We start from the raw sequence: 15086 nt of genomic DNA, 5'->3' as shown, positions 1-15086 counted from the left end.
ACCCTCGCCATGTCTGTCCTTTCGCGCCGCAATGCCGACGAACCCGCAGAGGAGGCTTCTCGCCTTCTGCTGCGGATTGGCGTGTTTTTGCTGTTCGTGATCTCGCTCATCGCGCCAATTCTGGCGCGGCAGACGGTTTATGTGCTGCTGCCGATCGGGGCGGCGCTGCTGCTCGCCGCCGCGACACTGACGCCGGCGGAAGGGTCGGGGCGCTCCCTGCGCGCGATCCTGCGCTCGCCGCCGTTTCTCGCCGCGCTGTTGCTCGCCGCCTGGACGGCGCTTTCACTTCTCTGGACGCCGTTCGAGGGACCGGCGGAACGCTTCGCCAAAATTACGGCGACGCTCGCCCTGGTTGCGCTCGCCACCGGATTTCTGCCGCTGCGCACCAAAACCTCGAATCTCAACCTGCTGCCGATCGGCGTCGCCGCGGCGACGATTGCGCTTGCCGCCGTCACTTTGCTGCTGAAGCCGCAATATACGCTCGACGACATTCTCGATGTCGGACCGCTTGGCCGCGCCGGACTCGGACTGGCGCTGCTCGTTTGGCCGGCGATGGGCGCGCTCGCCGTCCGCGGCCGGTGGTATTCGGCGGCCGCCCTCGCGGCGGCGACGGCGATCGCCTGCTATCTGTCCGGCGCCCCGAACGGCGTCCCGGCGCTGGCCGTGGGAGCGGTTGTTTTCGCCGCCGCCTTCGGCCGCGCCCGGCTGATGTCCATCATATTTGCGGCGCTCATGACGGCGATCGTGCTGCTCGCGCCGCTCACCGCCTATGCGGCGCATCTGATCTGGCCCGAACGTCCGCCCGGCTTCTTCAGACATCTCGCCTTTTGGGGTCAGATGATCGACGCGGACGGCTGGCGCACATTGATCGGACACGGCTTTGGCGCGGCCACCTGGGGCGTGCTCGGCGGCTATCTGACGCCGGCGACGCCGCGCAGCCTGATCTTCAAGATCTGGTTCGATCTCGGCGCGCTCGGCGCGGCCGCGGCGGCGCTCGTCGCCGCCCGCACCAGCCTGTTCGTCGGCCAGTCGCGTCCGGCGCTTGCGCCCTTTCTTCTGGGTGGCCTCGGCGCGGGATTCGCCATTTGCCTGTTCGGTCCCGCGGCCGAGCAGCTGTGGTGGCTGACGCTCGCGGGACTGGACGCCATCGCCTTCGCGCTCGTGATGCGCGGGCAATTCCGGAAACGTCGCCCGCGCCTGCCGATCGGCTGGAGCGCGCCTGCCGAGGACCAAGCATAGCCGTGACGCTGTCTCCTACGCTCGTCGACAAAGTCGAATCCCTCGGGCTTCGTGAGCCTGTCGTTGCCGCGGCGTTCCTCGGCGGCGCGCCGGTGTTCGCGCTCGCCGAAGGCACGCTGCATTTCGGCGACGGCGCGGAGGGACGCCGCATTCCGGCCCATCAAGACGCGGCCATCCTCGTCGTCGCTCATGACCGCGACCGGCTCGTCACCGGCGGAGACGACGGGCGCGTCGTGGCGACCGACGCGAAAGGCGGCGTGGAACTCATCGGCGACGAAAAGGGCAAATGGATCGACGCCGTCGCCGCGCGGGGCGGCGCGGTAGCGTGGACAGCAGGAAAGGTGGCGCGAGCGCGCTCGGCCAAGGGCGACGCGAAGTCGCTGGATCTGCCGTCGACCTCGCGCGGCCTCGCCTTCTTCCCCAAAGGCTACCGGCTGGCGATCGCGCATTACGGCGGCGCGACTCTCTGGTTCCCGAACGCCGGCAAGCCGGAAGCGCTCGACTGGGCGGGCTCGCACCTTGACGCCACGATCTCTCCCGACGGGCGCTTTCTCGTCACCTCGATGCAGGAGAACACGCTGCACGGCTGGCGTCTCGCCGACGGCAAGCACATGCGGATGGCCGGATATCCGGGAAAAACGCGCAGCTTCTCCTGGTCGCATGACGGGAAATGGCTGGCCACCTCAGGCGCCGACGCCTGCATCGTCTGGCCCTTTTCGGGCAAGGATGGGCCGATGGGCCAGGCGCCACGCGAATGCGGCGTGCATTCGGCGATCGTGACGCGCGTCGCCTTCCATCCCGCCGCTTTGGTCTTGGCGATCGGTTACGACGACGGCCTGATCATGCTGGCGCGGCTTTCGGACGGATCTGAGATTCTGGTTCGCCGTCCAGCGCAGGATGATGACCGCGCGCGGATCAGCGCACTCGCCTGGGACGAGAAGGGCGCGCGTCTCGCCTTCGGCGCGGAGAACGGCGACGCCGGCGTGCTGAGCCTGCCGAAACCCTGAGCCTGCCGAAGGGGAGCCCGCGGAACAGGCTGCGCACGGCTTAAACCACGGCCGGACGAAACCGGGATGAGACGCCGGAACTCCAGTCCGCATAGGAGGTTGAAGCCCTGACACCCTTATAACGGGAGGCACGGCCAGGAGACAGCGATGACCCTGCATAGCGACAGCAATCCGCACCAGCACGTTCAGAGCATCCAAAATCGCCTCCAGGAGACGATCAATCTCCTGCGTGAGGATATCGAGAAGGTCGAGGAGCCACAGCTCAAAGCCATGTTCGAGACCTCCGCCGAGGTTCTGACCGGGTTGAAGAAGGCTTACAGCGACTACGAAGAGAAGAAGGAGCCGGCTTGGCCCGGCGGACGCGAATTGCACAGCTGATCCAGCGCTGTTTGCGTTGGAGGCGTGAAGCGCGGACATTCCTTGTCATGACCGCGCCCGTTCATAAGCTTCTCTCCATCGCCGGCTCCGACCCATCCGGCGGCGCCGGCGTTCAGGCTGATCTCAAGACGTTCTCGGCCTTCGGCTGTTACGGCATGGCGGCGATCACGGCGCTGACCGCGCAGAATACGCGCGGCGTGTTCGCCGCCTACCCCGTCGCCGCGGATATCGTTGTCGCGCAGATCGACGCCGTGCTGTCGGACATACCCCCTGATGCGATCAAGATCGGCATGCTTTCGACGGCGGACATCGCCCGGGCGGTCGCCGAGAGGCTGGCGCGATATGATGCCCACAACGTCGTGCTCGACCCAGTGCTGGTTCCGACACAGGGCGTCAGCCTCGCCTCGGCCGGGCTGGAGGCTGCGCTGGTTGCGGCCCTCCCTCCCCTAGCGCGTCTCATGACGCCCAACCTCTATGAGGCGAGCGCGCTCACGCAAACGCCGCTCGCCAAAAACCCCGATGAGATGGCGGCGCAGGGGCGGCTCCTCTGCGCCGCCGGCGCCCGCGCGGTGCTGGTCAAGGGCGGCGATCTCGAGGGCGAACCTGTCGACGTTCTTTTCGAAGCGGGAGAGGCGCGCGTTTTTCACGGAAGGCGCATTCCGACTCGCAACACGCATGGAACGGGCTGCGCCCTCTCCTCGGCCATCGCCTGCGAACTCGCCAAAGGCGCGCCGCTGATCGATGCGATCGCGACTGCGAAAGTTTGGCTGGAGGGCGCGCTGGAGGCGGCGGACCGGCTGCAATTGAGCGAGGGCCGTGGCCCGCCTCATCACTTTTACGCTCTGTGGCGCTGAGCCCCCTCCCCCGCCCTCCCCCGCTTCGCGGGAGAGGGGGGAGATTGCGCCGTCATTAACGCTGGAGAATTCTTGCAGCCTCGCGAATTCTTGTTGCAAGGCATGAATCGCGCCGTTCTCCCTTCTCCCGCTTTAGCGGGGAAGGCGGCGCTATGCGCCGGAAGGGGCCGATCCGTTGCCCCTAGCCCGACAGCGCCGCCTTCACCGCCGCGCTGGCCTTTCCGAAATCCATGCGGCCCGTATATTTCGCTTTGAGCGAAGCCACGACCTTGCCCATGTCCTTGATCGAGGCCGCGCCGGTCTCGGCGATCGCCGCCTTCACGGCCTCGGCCACTTCCACCTCAGAGAGCTGCTGCGGCAAATAGGCGGAAATGACCGCGATTTCGCCGCGCTCCTTGCCCGCGAGATCCTCGCGCCCGGCTTTTTCATAGATTTCCAGCGACTCCTGCCGGCTTTTGATCATTTTCTGTAAAAGCGCGAGCTCGTCGTCCCCGCTGAGCGTCTTGCCCGCGCCGCGCGCCTCGATGTCCTTGTCCTTTAGCGCCGCGTTGATGAGCCGCAGCGCGTCGACCTTGGCGCGCTCGCCCGCCTTCATCGCCGTCTTGAGGTCCGCCGCTATCTTCTCGCGCATGTTATGTCCTTGGGGTTTCCAATTCCGGGGCGGATGCATTACATCCACAGCCAATTGCGTCATGTCCGCGCTTGTCGCGGGCGTCCACGTGGCGTCGCCGCCGTGGATGGCCGGATCAAGTCCGGCCATGACGCGCGGCGAGAGCGCTGTCAAGCCAGCGACGCGCCGGAGAGCTGAGACCTATATGACCCTCGATCAAGATAACGGCTGGAAGAAACCCCTCCACACCGGCGTGCTGGTTCTCGCCGGCGGCGAAGTGATCGAAGGATACGGGCTCGGCGCCGTTGGCGAAGCGGTCGGCGAAGTCTGCTTCAACACCGCCATGACCGGCTATCAGGAAATCCTCACGGACCCGTCCTACGCCGCGCAGATCGTCACCTTCACCTTCCCCCACATCGGCAATGTCGGGACCAACGATGAAGATGTCGAAACCGTCGATCTCGACAAGAGCGCCGGCGCGGTCGGCGCCATATTCGGCGCGCCCTGCACCGACCCCTCGAATTTCCGCGCCCAGAAGCCGCTCGCCGACTGGCTCGCCTCGCGCGGCGTTGTCGGCATGTGCGGCATCGACACGCGCGCGCTGACGACGCTCATTCGCGAACGCGGCATGCAGAACGCTGTCATCGCCTATGCGCCGGACGGCTGCTTTGACATAGCGGCGATGAAAGCCAGGGCCGCCGCATGGCCGGGGATCGACGGCATGGACCTGGTGCCGAGCGTCGGCTCCAAGGAGCGCTACGACTGGCGCGAGACAACATGGCGACTCGGCGGCGGCTATGGCGCGCGCAACGGCGCGCCGAGGTATCGCGTGGTCGCGATCGACTATGGCGTGAAGCGCAACATCCTGCGGCTTCTCGCCGAACAGGATTGCGAAGTGGTGGTCGCGCCGGCAACCGCGACGAGCGGCGAAATTCTGGCGCTCAAACCCGACGGCGTCTTCCTCTCGAACGGCCCCGGCGATCCGGCCGAAACCGGCAAATACGCCGCGCCGGTGATCCGCGAACTGCTCGCGGCGAAGGTGCCGACCTTCGGGATTTGTCTCGGACATCAGATGATGGCGCTCGCCGTCGGCGCGAGAACGAAGAAAATGCCGCAGGGCCATCACGGCGCCAATCACCCGGTCAAGGACTTCACCACCGGCAAGGTCGAGATCGTCTCGATGAATCACGGCTTCGCGGTCGATCGCGACAGCCTGCCGGCAAACGCCGTCGAGACCCATCGTTCGCTCTTCGACGGCTCGAACTGCGGCATCGCCCTCACCGACCGGCCGGCCTTCTCGGTGCAGCATCATCCCGAAGCCTCGCCCGGCCCGCAGGACAGCCATTATCTTTTCCGCCGCTTCGTCGAGATGATGGAGAAGGCGCGGGCGGCCTAACGGTTTACGACCATCGGCGCCTCGGCGCGGTTAGCGAATTTCTCGCAAGGCGGCACGAGCTGATCGAGCGGCTTTTCCTTCGTCGCCGCCTCGCGCATGTCGAGATTCTTGAGCACCGTGAGATAGGGGCCCGAAGGCTGCGTGCGCAAATAGGTCGTCGTCAGCAGCGGACCTTCCGGGAAGTCGCCGCGCCGGCAGGCGTCGGCGCCAACGCCGAAGGAACCATGCGTCTTGCCGGGATCGCGCGCCTTCTCTTCCAGAAATTCCTTCTGCCGGGCGCGGATCGCCGCATAATCGGCCGGGTCGACGCGATAGGCATAGAGGCGCGTTCCGGCCTTCCGCTCGCCGGAAAGCGGCGCGACGTCTTCCGGCGCGGTCGTTTCCCTAAGCGCGAAAATCATCTCATGCTTCGCGTTTTCTTGGCCGTCGCGCCACCAGCCGATTTTCAACGTCACGCCGCCCTTCTGCGGCTCGAAACTTTCAGGCAGTCGTACCGCCGCGCGCAGCACGGCCGGATCGACGGAAGCGGCGTCGAAATTGCGCAGCGCCCACATGGTTGAGACCGGCACATGGCTGCAGGCGGCAAGCAAGGCGGCGGCGAGCGCCAGGCTAGACAGGCGACGAACAATGCACGACATAGAATGCCTCATGTTTATCGATTAGTTTTTAATGTTTGACATTAAATTTTTCTTGTGTCAACGTAAGCGACATAAGGAGACCGCTATGACTGACTTCCCTGCCCTTTCTTCCTTTGACGACCGTCGCCTCGACTCGCTGCGCCGCCGCATCGGCTGGCTCTGCCAAACGCTGCGCTTCGCGCTCGTCGGCTATTGCCTCTGGATGCTCGTGACGATCGTGAAGTTCTGGAGCGACGAGTCGCTGGTCGTTTCGCGATTTGCGTCGCTGAAGGTCGATGTCGAAGACCTGTCCGCCGATCAGCGGCTTGCGGCCTTCGGCGTCAGCTTCGTGATCTGGACGCTGCTCGTCGTCGCCTGCTACGCCGGCTGGAGATTGTTCTCGGGCTATCTCGAGGGGCGCATCTTCACGCCCGATGCGGCCGGATGGCTGCGCTGTCTTGCGTTAGCGGGCCTCATCGCGGCGCTCGTCGATATCGCCACGCGACCGCTAACTTCGCTCATCCTCACGGCGCATAAGGCGGCGGGGGCGCATATGGTGTCGATCTACCTGCGACCTGAAGATCTTTCGACGCTCATGCTGCTCGCGACGCTCCTGGCGCTCGCCCATATCCAGAAGACGGCGGCCGACATCGCCGATGAAAACGCGCAGATCGTCTGATGCCGATCATCGTCAATCTCGACGTGATGCTGGCGAAGCGCAAAATGCGCTCGCGCGATCTTGCCGCGCAGATCGGCATCGCCGAGCAGAATGTGAGCCTCTTGAAGTCGGGCAAGGTGAAGGGCGTGCGCTTCGACACGCTCGAAAAAATTTGCGAAATTCTGCAATGTCAGCCGGGCGACATTCTCGAATATCGGCCGGACGACAAACCCGCCTAACAGGCGCGAGACGGGCATGCCGCGTATCATGGCGAAGGCTTGGGGGTTCGGATTGGCGTTCATCGCAGCGGCCATGCTGGCGCTGGCGCTGCGACCGGACCTTCGCCTCGCCGCGCGCGTCGCCTGGAACGATCCTCGCCTACTGCCCGCTTTCGCGGACGATGCGCGCGTTCACTATGAGCCTGAGGCGCGAGCCTGCGCCGAAGTCGTGGCGGAAATCGCCCCGCGCGCCATCGCGCAAATCGAGTCCGCGCACGGACGCCCCTTTGCGCAGCCGCCGATCGTCGGCGTCTACGCCTCCTACGAGACTTACGCGAACGCCAACGCCATGGATGATCCCGGCATCGCCGCCGTGACGCGCGGCGGCGCCGCGCTGTTGTCGCCGACGCTCTGCAGCAAGGAGCGCGATCGCCTCGAAGGCGTTCTCACGCATGAGCTGTCGCATGTGCATCTTTCGGGGTGGCGGCCGTTTGGCGCGCCGCGTCCGCCGCAATGGTTCACGGAAGGACTCGCGGTGATGGCGTCGCACGGCGGCGGCGCCGAGGGCGTCAGCGAAGCCGAAGCCGCGCAGGCGATCCGTGACGGCTATCGCGTCGTGCTCGACGAGCGTCGATGGATCGATTTCGCCGGGCTCGCCTTTGAGCGCGAACCGCCGCGCGATCCGAAGCTCGATGCGCTCACCCAGCGCCAGCGGCTCGCCTATCGGCAGGCGGGCATGTTCGTCGGCTGGCTGCGCATGCGCGACGAGACGGCGTTCCTGCAACTCCTTCGCGCGCTCGAAGCGGGCAGGCCTTTCGGGCCGTCATTCGAGTCGGCTTTCGGCGAAAATCCTTCGGAACTCTGGCGCCGCTTCATTTCCGATCTCTCGGAACGTTCGCGCGGCGACGCTCCAAAATAATGCATCACTTCAAAAACACATAAATATCGACGTCGACAGTCGCGTCGTCGCCCTTAAAGTCGGTCAAATATTCCTCGAGAATGAGATCCTTGGTGTCCAGCCCTTTCTCGTCAAGATAGGCGGCGATCGCCTCATAGGTGGCCTCGATCTCGTCATAGGCGCCGCGATGCTGGAATTTGAGCGCCTTTCCGGCGGGCGACGCGCCGATGCTGACGCCCTCGGGCAGCTTGGGCTTGCCTTCCGGCGCCGCCGCAAGCGGAACCATCGCCTCGAAGGCGAAGCCGGTATCGTCGGTCTTGGTGAAAACGGCGATGGGCCGGCCGTTGACGGCAAGTCCCGCCGTTCCGACGGCGTCGTTGAGCTTGCCGAGCGCCTCGCTGATCGTCTTCGCCGCCTCCTCCCACTTGCCCTGTCCCTTGATGACGGCGGCGGGGCGAGCGTCGACGGCAACGGTCTGGCTCATCATGGCCTGCGCCGCTTCGTCGTGGGCAGTGGGCGGGGCCGCGTCGCCTGGCTTTGCCTCTTCCGGTTTCACATCGCCAGGCTTGGCGTCGCTCGTCTCGTTGGATTTCGTGTCTGGCGCCGCATTTGGCGGTACAGGCCTTTGCGGCGTGGCGGATTTGTCCGCCTCCTCAACGCCGGCGACCGGAACCAGCGCGCGTTCGGAGTAGATCGCCGCGCCGGCGATAAGAACTGTGAAGATCGCCAGCGCGCGCCAATGGCGTCGCAGGCTGTCCAGTAAGCCCGGTTCTTCTTCCATCGTCGAGCGTCCCTAAGCGGCCATCATGGCCTTTTCGCGCGCAAATGCGACGCGCGTTCGGCGGGAGCCGCAGTGGCGCTTCGGCGCAGCCTTCTCTATATACGAGCGCGTCTCCCGGAGAATAGGCGAAAAGCTGCCCCATGGCGCATCCGCTCGACCATCTTCCGATTCTGCGCATGAATGGCGCGGGAAACGAAATTCTCGTTCTCGATTTGCGCGGGAGCGACCACGAGCTTGCGCCGCAGGAAGCGCGCGCCATCGCCAATGCGCCGGGCCTGCGCTTCGATCAGCTGATGGCGCTCCATAAGCCGCGCCGGCCGGGCGACGACGCGTATATGCGCATCTACAATATCGACGGCTCGCTATCCGCCGCCTGCGGCAATGGCACGCGCTGCGTGGCCTATGCGCTGGCGCGCGAAGGCAAGGACGCGCTGCGTCTGGAGACGGACGCCGGCCTCATCGAAACGCGCCGCCAAGCCGATATGGTTTTCACTGTCGACATGGGCCGTCCGCGGCTGGGCTGGCGCGAGATTCCGCTTGCCCGCGCCGTCGAGGATACGCGCGAGGTCGCGCTCAATCCGCCCGTCGCTGGCGCTCCGACGCGCTTCTCCGCGGTAAGCATGGGCAATCCTCATGCGGTGTTCTTTGTCGACGACGCGACGCAGATTGATCTCGAGACGCTTGGCCCGCGCATCGAGCGCCATCCGCTCTTTCCCGAACGCGCCAATGTCTCCTTCGCGCAGATGCTTTCGCGCGACGACATTCTGCTGCGCGTCTGGGAGCGCGGAACCGGCGCGACCAAGGCCTGCGGCTCGGCCGCATGCGCGACGCTCGTCGCCGCCTCGCGCGCAGGGCTCGGCGAGCGCACGGCGCGTCTATGCCTGCCAGGCGGCGATCTCCACATCGAATGGCGGACGGACGATCATGTGCTGATGACGGGGCCGGTTGAATTCGAATTTGAAACCAGGCTCGATCCCCAGATCTTTCAAGGCGTCGCGGCGTGAACGCGCCGCTGCGCAACGCCGAGGTGGTCACCTTCGGGTGCCGGCTTAACGCCGTCGAGTCGCAGGCGCTCGCCAAAGCCCACGCCAGCGCGCGCGAGACGGTGATCGTCAACACCTGCGCTGTCACCGGCGAGGCCACGCGACAAGCCCGTCAGGCGATCCGCCGCTTGCATCGCGAGCGGCCCGAGGCCGAGATCGTCGTCGCGGGCTGCGCGGCGCGGCTCGACCCGCCGGGTTTCTCCAAGATCGAGGGGGTGACGCGGGTTCTCGCCGAACATGCGCCAAATCGTGCGCTTGCGAGCATTGAGGGCACGCGCGGACTGCTTGCCGTGCAGAACGGCTGCGATCATCGCTGCACCTTCTGCATCATTCCCTTCGGACGCGGCGCGGCGCGCTCGGCGCCGCCCAGTGAGGTCGTCGCGCAGGCCGGCGCGCTTGTCGCGAGCGGCAAGAAGGAGATCGTCCTGACGGGCGTCGATCTCACGAGCTACGGCGTCGACCTTGGCGAAGGTTGGACGCTCGGGCGCCTCGTGCGTCTGCTGCTGCGCCGCCTTCCAGAACTTGAACGGCTGCGTCTCTCGTCGGTCGATTGCATTGAAGTCGACGAAGATCTCGTCGAGGCTTTTGCGGAAGATTCGCGGCTTTGCCCGCATCTTCATCTGTCGCTGCAGTCCGGCGACGATCTGATCTTGAAGCGCATGAAGCGCCGCCATTCGCGACAGGACGCGATCAGCCTCTGCCACGCGTTGCGGGAGGCGCGACCTGACATCATCTTTGGCGCCGACTTCATCGTCGGCTTTCCGACCGAGACGGAGGAGATGTTCGACGCCACGCTCGACATCGTCGACGCCTGCGGTCTCACGCATCTTCATGTCTTTCCCTTCTCGCCACGTCCCGGAACGCCGGCGGCGCGCATGCCGCAAGTCGCGCCGCAAATCGCCAAAGAGCGCGCGGCGCGATTGCGGGAAAAGGGCGACGCCGCGCTGAGACGCCATCTCGACTCGCAGATCGGCAGGACCTTGCAGCTCTTGAGCGAGCGCGGCGGCATGGCGCGCGCCGCCGATTTTACCCTCGCGCACACGCCTGGCGTCGACGCGAGCATAATGGTCGAGGCGCTCTGCACGGGCCACGACGGGCGCGCGCTCACGACGCGCCCTACGGCGCTTGGTAGATAATCCGATAAATGGCGCCATTCTGGTCGTCGGTGACGAGAAGCGAGCCGTCTGCAAGTTCTGCAACGTCAACCGGCCTGCCGAGATAGTATCCGGAGCCGGTGTTCCAGCCCACGGCGAAGGGCGTGCTCGCGGTCGTCCCGGCGAGCGTGACCATCACGCGCGCGCCGATCGGGACGCTCCGGTCCCACGATCCGTGCTGCGCGTAAAACATCGCGCCTCGATATTCCTTCGGAAACATGTCGCCGCGGTAAAACATCACGCCAAGATCGGCCGCATGCGGCGCGGTCTCCACGATGGGGAAGACGACGTCCTTCGGCGGCTCAGCGCGCGCATATTCGTTGGTGCGCACATGACCGCCGCCATACCAGGGGAAACCGAAGTTCAATCCTGCCCTGTCGGCGCGATTAATTTCGCCAGGCGGGCGATCGTCGCCCATGGAGTCGACCTGATTGTCGGTGAACCAGAGCGACCCGTCCGTGTCGAACGCCATGCCGACGGAATTGCGAATGCCGGTCGCGAAGACTTCGCGCTGCGATCCGTCGAGATTCATCCGAATGATGCCGCCGATTCCCGTCTTCTCGTAAAGCGCGAGCTTGTCTCGCGGCGTGACATTGTGCGGCTGGCCAAGGGAAATGTAGAGCTTGTCGTCAGGTCCGACGCGGCACACGCGGGAGGAATGGCCGCGGCTCTCTTCGTTCCTTGGAATGAGATCGCCTGATTTTACGACGATCTTGGCGTTCGCCGCCGCGTCGCGCCACGTGTTTTCCGCATCGTCGAATCGTGTGACGCGGTTACGCTCAACGAGAAAAAGCGCGCCCCCGTTTGAGAAGCAAACGCCATGCGGCATCGTGAATGGCATGGACGGCGCGACGCGCTCGACCGCAGCGGCCGCCTTCCCGCCGGGCGTGATCGCATAGACGTCCTTCTCCTCGGCGCCGACAAAAATCGTCTTTCCTTCTCGCCCGATGGCGAGCGTGCGCGCCCGCGGCGCTAGAGCATAGAGCGAAATCGAGAAGCCTGGAGGAAGTTTGATGCGCTTGAGAGTTGATTCTATCTCTGCGCTACGACGGTCTTGAGGAACCGACTGAGCGGCGGCGACGGCACCGCAGAAAGTGTACAAAAGCAAAAATGCCGCGGCTCCAATGCGCATTTCAATGGCCTTTCGGATATCCTTTCGACGCCATATAGGCGGCAAAAAGGGCGGAGCCAGTTACGGCTCCGCCCTACCGCGGGTTCCCGCTTCGGTCAAAGTCACTTAGACGTCACCGGTCTCTCGACATGGTCGACGTCGTTGTGTCTTCCCAATAGGGGGAGGACCCGTAGTTCCTGTGCAGCCGGCTTTCCCAATCGCGATCGCTCCAGCTTTCTTCGCCTGCGAATTCAGGAGCGTTCTGCAGCTGCTCTTCCGTCACATCCGCGATATATCCGCCGAGATTGGTGTCGTAACGGAACGCTTTCCAGGGCAAAGGATGCTCGCCTTCGCCGATGCCAAGAAAGCCGCCGAAAGTCATGATCGCGTATCGAACCGAACCAGAGACGCGATCGATCATGAGGTGATCGATTTCGCCAATCTTGTTGCCGGCCGCGTCATACACATCCGTGCCTTCGACCTTATCGCTGGAGATAAGGTTGGCGTTTGGCTGTGCCATGCCCATAGTAACCTCCTGCAGCGCGCACTTAGCCGACGCCATTGTCGAACTTGCCGCGCCTTTCCCAAAAGAACACAGGGTGAAGCCCCTTGTTCCTCGCGAAAACCAAAAATCGATGGCTACACAAGCTTAGCGACGTCTTCCTTCTTCGGTAAAATGCCGCTAATGCAAGTGCGTGATGCGCGGCGCCTCCAAATGAAAAGCTTCAGTCATCAGGTGGCCACAGTCGCCCATCGCCAATGCATCAGGCGGATTGCGCCGAGGCGGATTCGTCCTTCCGAGTCCGCTTGTCGTCAGTCGCACCAATGGGCCTCGCCCGGCAGGTAAGAAGCGCGCATGTCTCCGGAATTCAGCCTTGGCTGGGAAGTCTTCGAGATCATCTGGATCAACCTGCTGCTCTCGGGCGACAATGCAATTTTGATCGCCCTTGCGTGCCGGCAACTGCCGGTGCGTCAGCGGCGCTGGGGCGTATTTCTAGGCGCGCTTGGCGGCGTCATTCTGCGCATCGCTTTCACGCTCGTCGTCGTCGAGCTTATGGCGATTCCCTATCTGAAAATTGTCGGCGCCATTCTGCTGCTCATCGTCGCCGTGAAACTGCTGATCGACGAAGCCGAGCATTCCGACGTCAAGGCCAAACCCAACCTCTGGAGCGCGGTCGGCGCAATCATTATGGCGGACGCCGTGATGTCGCTCGACAATGTGATCGCCATCGCGGCGGCGGCGCATGGCTCGACCAATCTCATCGTCTTCGGGCTTCTCGTTTCGATGCCGATCGTGATGTTCGGCGCGGGCGCGCTGCTGAAGGTGCTGGAGAGATTTCCGGCGCTGGTCTGGGCCGGCGCAGGCCTTCTCGGCTGGGTCGCGGGCGATATGGCGGGCGCCGACCCAGCCCTGCCCACATTCGTGCATGTCACGAACCACGGCGCGCTCGAACTTGGGCTTTCGATTGCCGGCTGCGTTCTGGTGCTGGCCGTCGCCTTGGCGATTGCGATTTACCGGCAATGGCGCGAGGACCAGCGCGTCTCGCGAGACTAGATGTGATCGATCGAGACTAGATGTGATCGATAAGGAATCGCTCAAATTCAAAATGGTGGAGCAGGTTCTCAGCGAAAAGGTCTGTCAGCTTTTTGGGAACCTGGACTAGCCGCGTCCCATGCCCTGTTTGGCGAGGGGCTGCTGCGGATCGAGCGTGAGCGCGCGTTGAAAGGATTCCCGCGCCTTGGAGCGGTTGCCGCTCTTGTCGTAAGCGACGCCGAGCCAGGCCCACGCGAGCGCGCTCTTGCTGTCGACGTTGAGCGCGGCGTTGAAATCCTCGACCGCCTTGTCGTATTTGCCGAGCGTGACCAGGCTTTCGCCGCGCGCCAGGTAGGGAGCCGCCGCAAAGGGATCGCGGTCGATGGCGTTGTCGAAATCAGTCACGGCGCGCGCATCATCGCCGCGTTTCTGATGGATCAGCCCGCGCGCATGAAACGCCTGCGCGCTTTCGGGATTGAGGCGAATCGCCTGGTCGAGATCGGCAAGCGCCTGATCAAGGCTGCCCTGGGCGCGCAGCAGGTTGGCGCGACCGACGTAAGCCGGCGCATGTTTGGGATTGACTTCGATCGCTCGGTCGAAGTCGGCGCGGGCGGCGTCGCTCTGGCCCATTTGGCGGAGCGCGAGCGCGCGATTGGTGTAGGCCGCCGAATTATTTGGCTCGAGCTTGATGGCCTGCGTGAAGTCGGCGATCGCCTCCTGGAACCGCCCGACGCGAGCGTAAGCGACGCCGCGGGTGTCGTACGCCTCAGCGCTCGACGGATTGCGCCGAATCACTTCGGTGAGCGAATTAATGTTGACGGAGGCGGAGTTCGGGTCGGTGTCGGCGATCTCGGCGATGCCGCGTCCCGGCGGCCGGATGCCGCTCGCGGTTTCGCAGCCCGCCAGAGCGATGATGGCGAGCGCCGCCGCGCCGCGCGTTAGGGCCTGACCAGATAGGAGCGAAGCTGGGCGACGCGACGTCGCCGCACGGCAAAAGCCCACGCCTTCAGATCCTCCCAGCCGCAATACGTCTTCCCCGTGTCTCTTCTATGCGCAATTTTTAAAAAGCGCGTGCAATCCGGCGAGAATTCGACGGCTCTAGCCGGATCAGCGTGCGCCGACCGGCTTCGCCTTCACCGGCAGCAGGCCTTCGCGCTGGAGCTTCTTGCGGGCCAGCTTGCGGGCGCGACGGACGGCCTCGGCCTTCTCGCGCGCGCGCTTCTCGGACGGCTTTTCATAGTGACCGCGCAGTTTCATTTCGCGGAAGATGCCCTCGCGTTGCATCTTCTTTTTCAGAGCCTTGAGCGCCTGATCGACATTGTTGTCGCGAACGAGAACTTGCACGTATCCATCCTGTGTTTGGGACCCGCCGCGACGGCTCCGTCGTTGAGCGGCCTTAATAGGGAATAGGTCTCCGGGCGCTGACGGAGCGCCTGACCCGTGCGGCACCGGATAACAGAATCGCCTTCCCCTGTCCACGGCCGATTGGCGCGAACGCGCCTCAACCTATACTTAACGCGGCGCTCCCCGGCGCCTATCCGCGCTGGCGAGGCGCATGACGCCTTGTTCAATCCCGGCGTTATAATAT

17 protein-coding genes and 1 pseudogene are annotated in these 15086 nt (G+C 64.5%); 11 read left to right on the top strand and 7 right to left on the bottom strand.

From position 1 onward, the window contains the following. Positions 1 to 9 precede the first annotated feature (9 nt). The 4 genes from ACR65W_RS13575 to thiD all read left to right on the top strand — a co-directional run bounded on the left by ACR65W_RS13575 (position 10) and on the right by thiD (position 3478). Positions 10 to 1239 carry a hypothetical protein gene (locus ACR65W_RS13575; protein WP_434499393.1) on the top strand — a complete coding sequence of 410 codons (1230 nt, stop codon included), beginning with the start codon at positions 10 to 12 and terminating at the stop codon, positions 1237 to 1239. 2 nt (positions 1240 to 1241) lie between these two features. Then, a complete protein-coding gene (locus ACR65W_RS13570; protein ID WP_434499392.1) occupies positions 1242 to 2246 on the top strand; it encodes a WD40 repeat domain-containing protein in 1005 nt (334 codons plus the stop codon). Positions 2247 to 2393: 147 nt separating this feature from the next. After that, the gene (locus ACR65W_RS13565) at positions 2394 to 2624 is read left to right on the top strand and encodes a hypothetical protein (protein WP_434499390.1); all 231 of its coding nucleotides are present in this window, start codon (positions 2394 to 2396) and stop codon (positions 2622 to 2624) included. Positions 2625 to 2671: 47 nt separating this feature from the next. Further along, a complete protein-coding gene (gene thiD / locus ACR65W_RS13560; protein ID WP_434499389.1) occupies positions 2672 to 3478 on the top strand; it encodes a bifunctional hydroxymethylpyrimidine kinase/phosphomethylpyrimidine kinase in 807 nt (268 codons plus the stop codon). Between the two features lie 181 nt (positions 3479 to 3659). On the opposite strand, the gene ACR65W_RS13555 is transcribed toward thiD, so the two are convergent. Next, positions 3660 to 4109: a GatB/YqeY domain-containing protein gene (locus tag ACR65W_RS13555; protein ID WP_434499388.1), complete on the bottom strand. Its 450-nt coding sequence runs from the start codon at positions 4107 to 4109 to the stop codon at positions 3660 to 3662. A 184-nt stretch (positions 4110 to 4293) separates the two neighbouring features. On the opposite strand from ACR65W_RS13555, the gene carA reads away from it, so the two are divergent. Next, complete coding sequence (gene carA, locus ACR65W_RS13550) at positions 4294 to 5484, top strand: glutamine-hydrolyzing carbamoyl-phosphate synthase small subunit (protein ID WP_434499386.1); 1191 nt, start codon at positions 4294 to 4296, stop codon at positions 5482 to 5484. Here the strand turns inward: carA and ACR65W_RS13545 are convergent. Beyond that, the gene (locus tag ACR65W_RS13545; protein ID WP_434499385.1) at positions 5481 to 6122 is read right to left on the bottom strand and encodes a hypothetical protein; all 642 of its coding nucleotides are present in this window, start codon (positions 6120 to 6122) and stop codon (positions 5481 to 5483) included. The genes carA and ACR65W_RS13545 overlap by 4 nt on opposite strands. Before the next feature lie 85 nt (positions 6123 to 6207). Here ACR65W_RS13545 and ACR65W_RS13540 point away from each other — a divergent pair, with 85 nt between their 5' ends. From ACR65W_RS13540 to ACR65W_RS13530, 3 genes are read left to right on the top strand one after another with little or no spacing between them, the layout of a single operon-like run. After that, positions 6208 to 6780 carry a DUF2975 domain-containing protein gene (locus ACR65W_RS13540; RefSeq protein WP_434499384.1) on the top strand — a complete coding sequence of 191 codons (573 nt, stop codon included), beginning with the start codon at positions 6208 to 6210 and terminating at the stop codon, positions 6778 to 6780. After that, positions 6780 to 6998 (top strand): helix-turn-helix domain-containing protein, encoded by a 219-nt coding sequence (locus tag ACR65W_RS13535; protein ID WP_175094867.1) that lies wholly within the window; start codon positions 6780 to 6782, stop codon positions 6996 to 6998. Before ACR65W_RS13540 ends, ACR65W_RS13535 begins: the two co-directional genes overlap by 1 nt. A 16-nt stretch (positions 6999 to 7014) precedes the next feature. Continuing rightward, positions 7015 to 7896: a hypothetical protein gene (locus tag ACR65W_RS13530; RefSeq protein ID WP_434499383.1), complete on the top strand. Its 882-nt coding sequence runs from the start codon at positions 7015 to 7017 to the stop codon at positions 7894 to 7896. A 4-nt stretch (positions 7897 to 7900) separates the two neighbouring features. On the opposite strand, the gene ACR65W_RS13525 is transcribed toward ACR65W_RS13530, so the two are convergent. After that, positions 7901 to 8656, bottom strand: a complete 756-nt coding sequence (locus tag ACR65W_RS13525; protein ID WP_434499382.1) for a GyrI-like domain-containing protein — start codon at positions 8654 to 8656, stop codon at positions 7901 to 7903. A 140-nt stretch (positions 8657 to 8796) separates the two neighbouring features. On the opposite strand from ACR65W_RS13525, the gene dapF reads away from it, so the two are divergent. Together dapF and ACR65W_RS13515 are read left to right on the top strand one after the other, a co-directional pair. Next, positions 8797 to 9660: a diaminopimelate epimerase gene (gene dapF, locus ACR65W_RS13520; RefSeq protein ID WP_434499381.1), complete on the top strand. Its 864-nt coding sequence runs from the start codon at positions 8797 to 8799 to the stop codon at positions 9658 to 9660. Continuing rightward, entirely contained in the window at positions 9657 to 10835 is a 1179-nt protein-coding gene (locus tag ACR65W_RS13515) for a MiaB/RimO family radical SAM methylthiotransferase (RefSeq protein ID WP_434499380.1), read from the top strand. Before dapF ends, ACR65W_RS13515 begins: the two co-directional genes overlap by 4 nt. On the opposite strand, the gene ACR65W_RS13510 is transcribed toward ACR65W_RS13515, so the two are convergent. Next, on the bottom strand, positions 10816 to 11961 hold the full coding sequence (locus tag ACR65W_RS13510; RefSeq protein WP_434499379.1) for a PQQ-dependent sugar dehydrogenase: 1146 nt from the start codon (positions 11959 to 11961) through the stop codon (positions 10816 to 10818). The genes ACR65W_RS13515 and ACR65W_RS13510 overlap by 20 nt on opposite strands. Positions 11962 to 12097: 136 nt before the next feature. After that, positions 12098 to 12490: a PRC-barrel domain-containing protein gene (locus ACR65W_RS13505; RefSeq protein ID WP_196402167.1), complete on the bottom strand. Its 393-nt coding sequence runs from the start codon at positions 12488 to 12490 to the stop codon at positions 12098 to 12100. Between the two features lie 330 nt (positions 12491 to 12820). On the opposite strand from ACR65W_RS13505, the gene ACR65W_RS13500 reads away from it, so the two are divergent. Continuing rightward, the gene (locus ACR65W_RS13500; protein ID WP_434499377.1) at positions 12821 to 13519 is read left to right on the top strand and encodes a TerC family protein; all 699 of its coding nucleotides are present in this window, start codon (positions 12821 to 12823) and stop codon (positions 13517 to 13519) included. A gap of 105 nt (positions 13520 to 13624) precedes the next feature. Here ACR65W_RS13500 and ACR65W_RS13495 read toward each other — a convergent pair whose 3' ends face one another. Beyond that, positions 13625 to 14500, bottom strand: coding sequence for a tetratricopeptide repeat protein (locus ACR65W_RS13495; protein ID WP_434499376.1), 876 nt, complete (start codon positions 14498 to 14500; stop codon positions 13625 to 13627). Between the two features lie 117 nt (positions 14501 to 14617). Next, positions 14618 to 14842 (bottom strand): annotated as a pseudogene (gene rpsU, locus ACR65W_RS13490) (30S ribosomal protein S21); the annotation flags it as partial. Positions 14843 to 15086 lie beyond the last annotated feature (244 nt).

Source organism: Methylocystis sp., from assembly GCF_051062815.1.
In the GTDB taxonomy this organism is placed as follows: Bacteria; Pseudomonadota; Alphaproteobacteria; order Rhizobiales; family Beijerinckiaceae; genus Methylocystis.
This window is presented reverse-complemented; position numbering and strand designations above follow the sequence as displayed.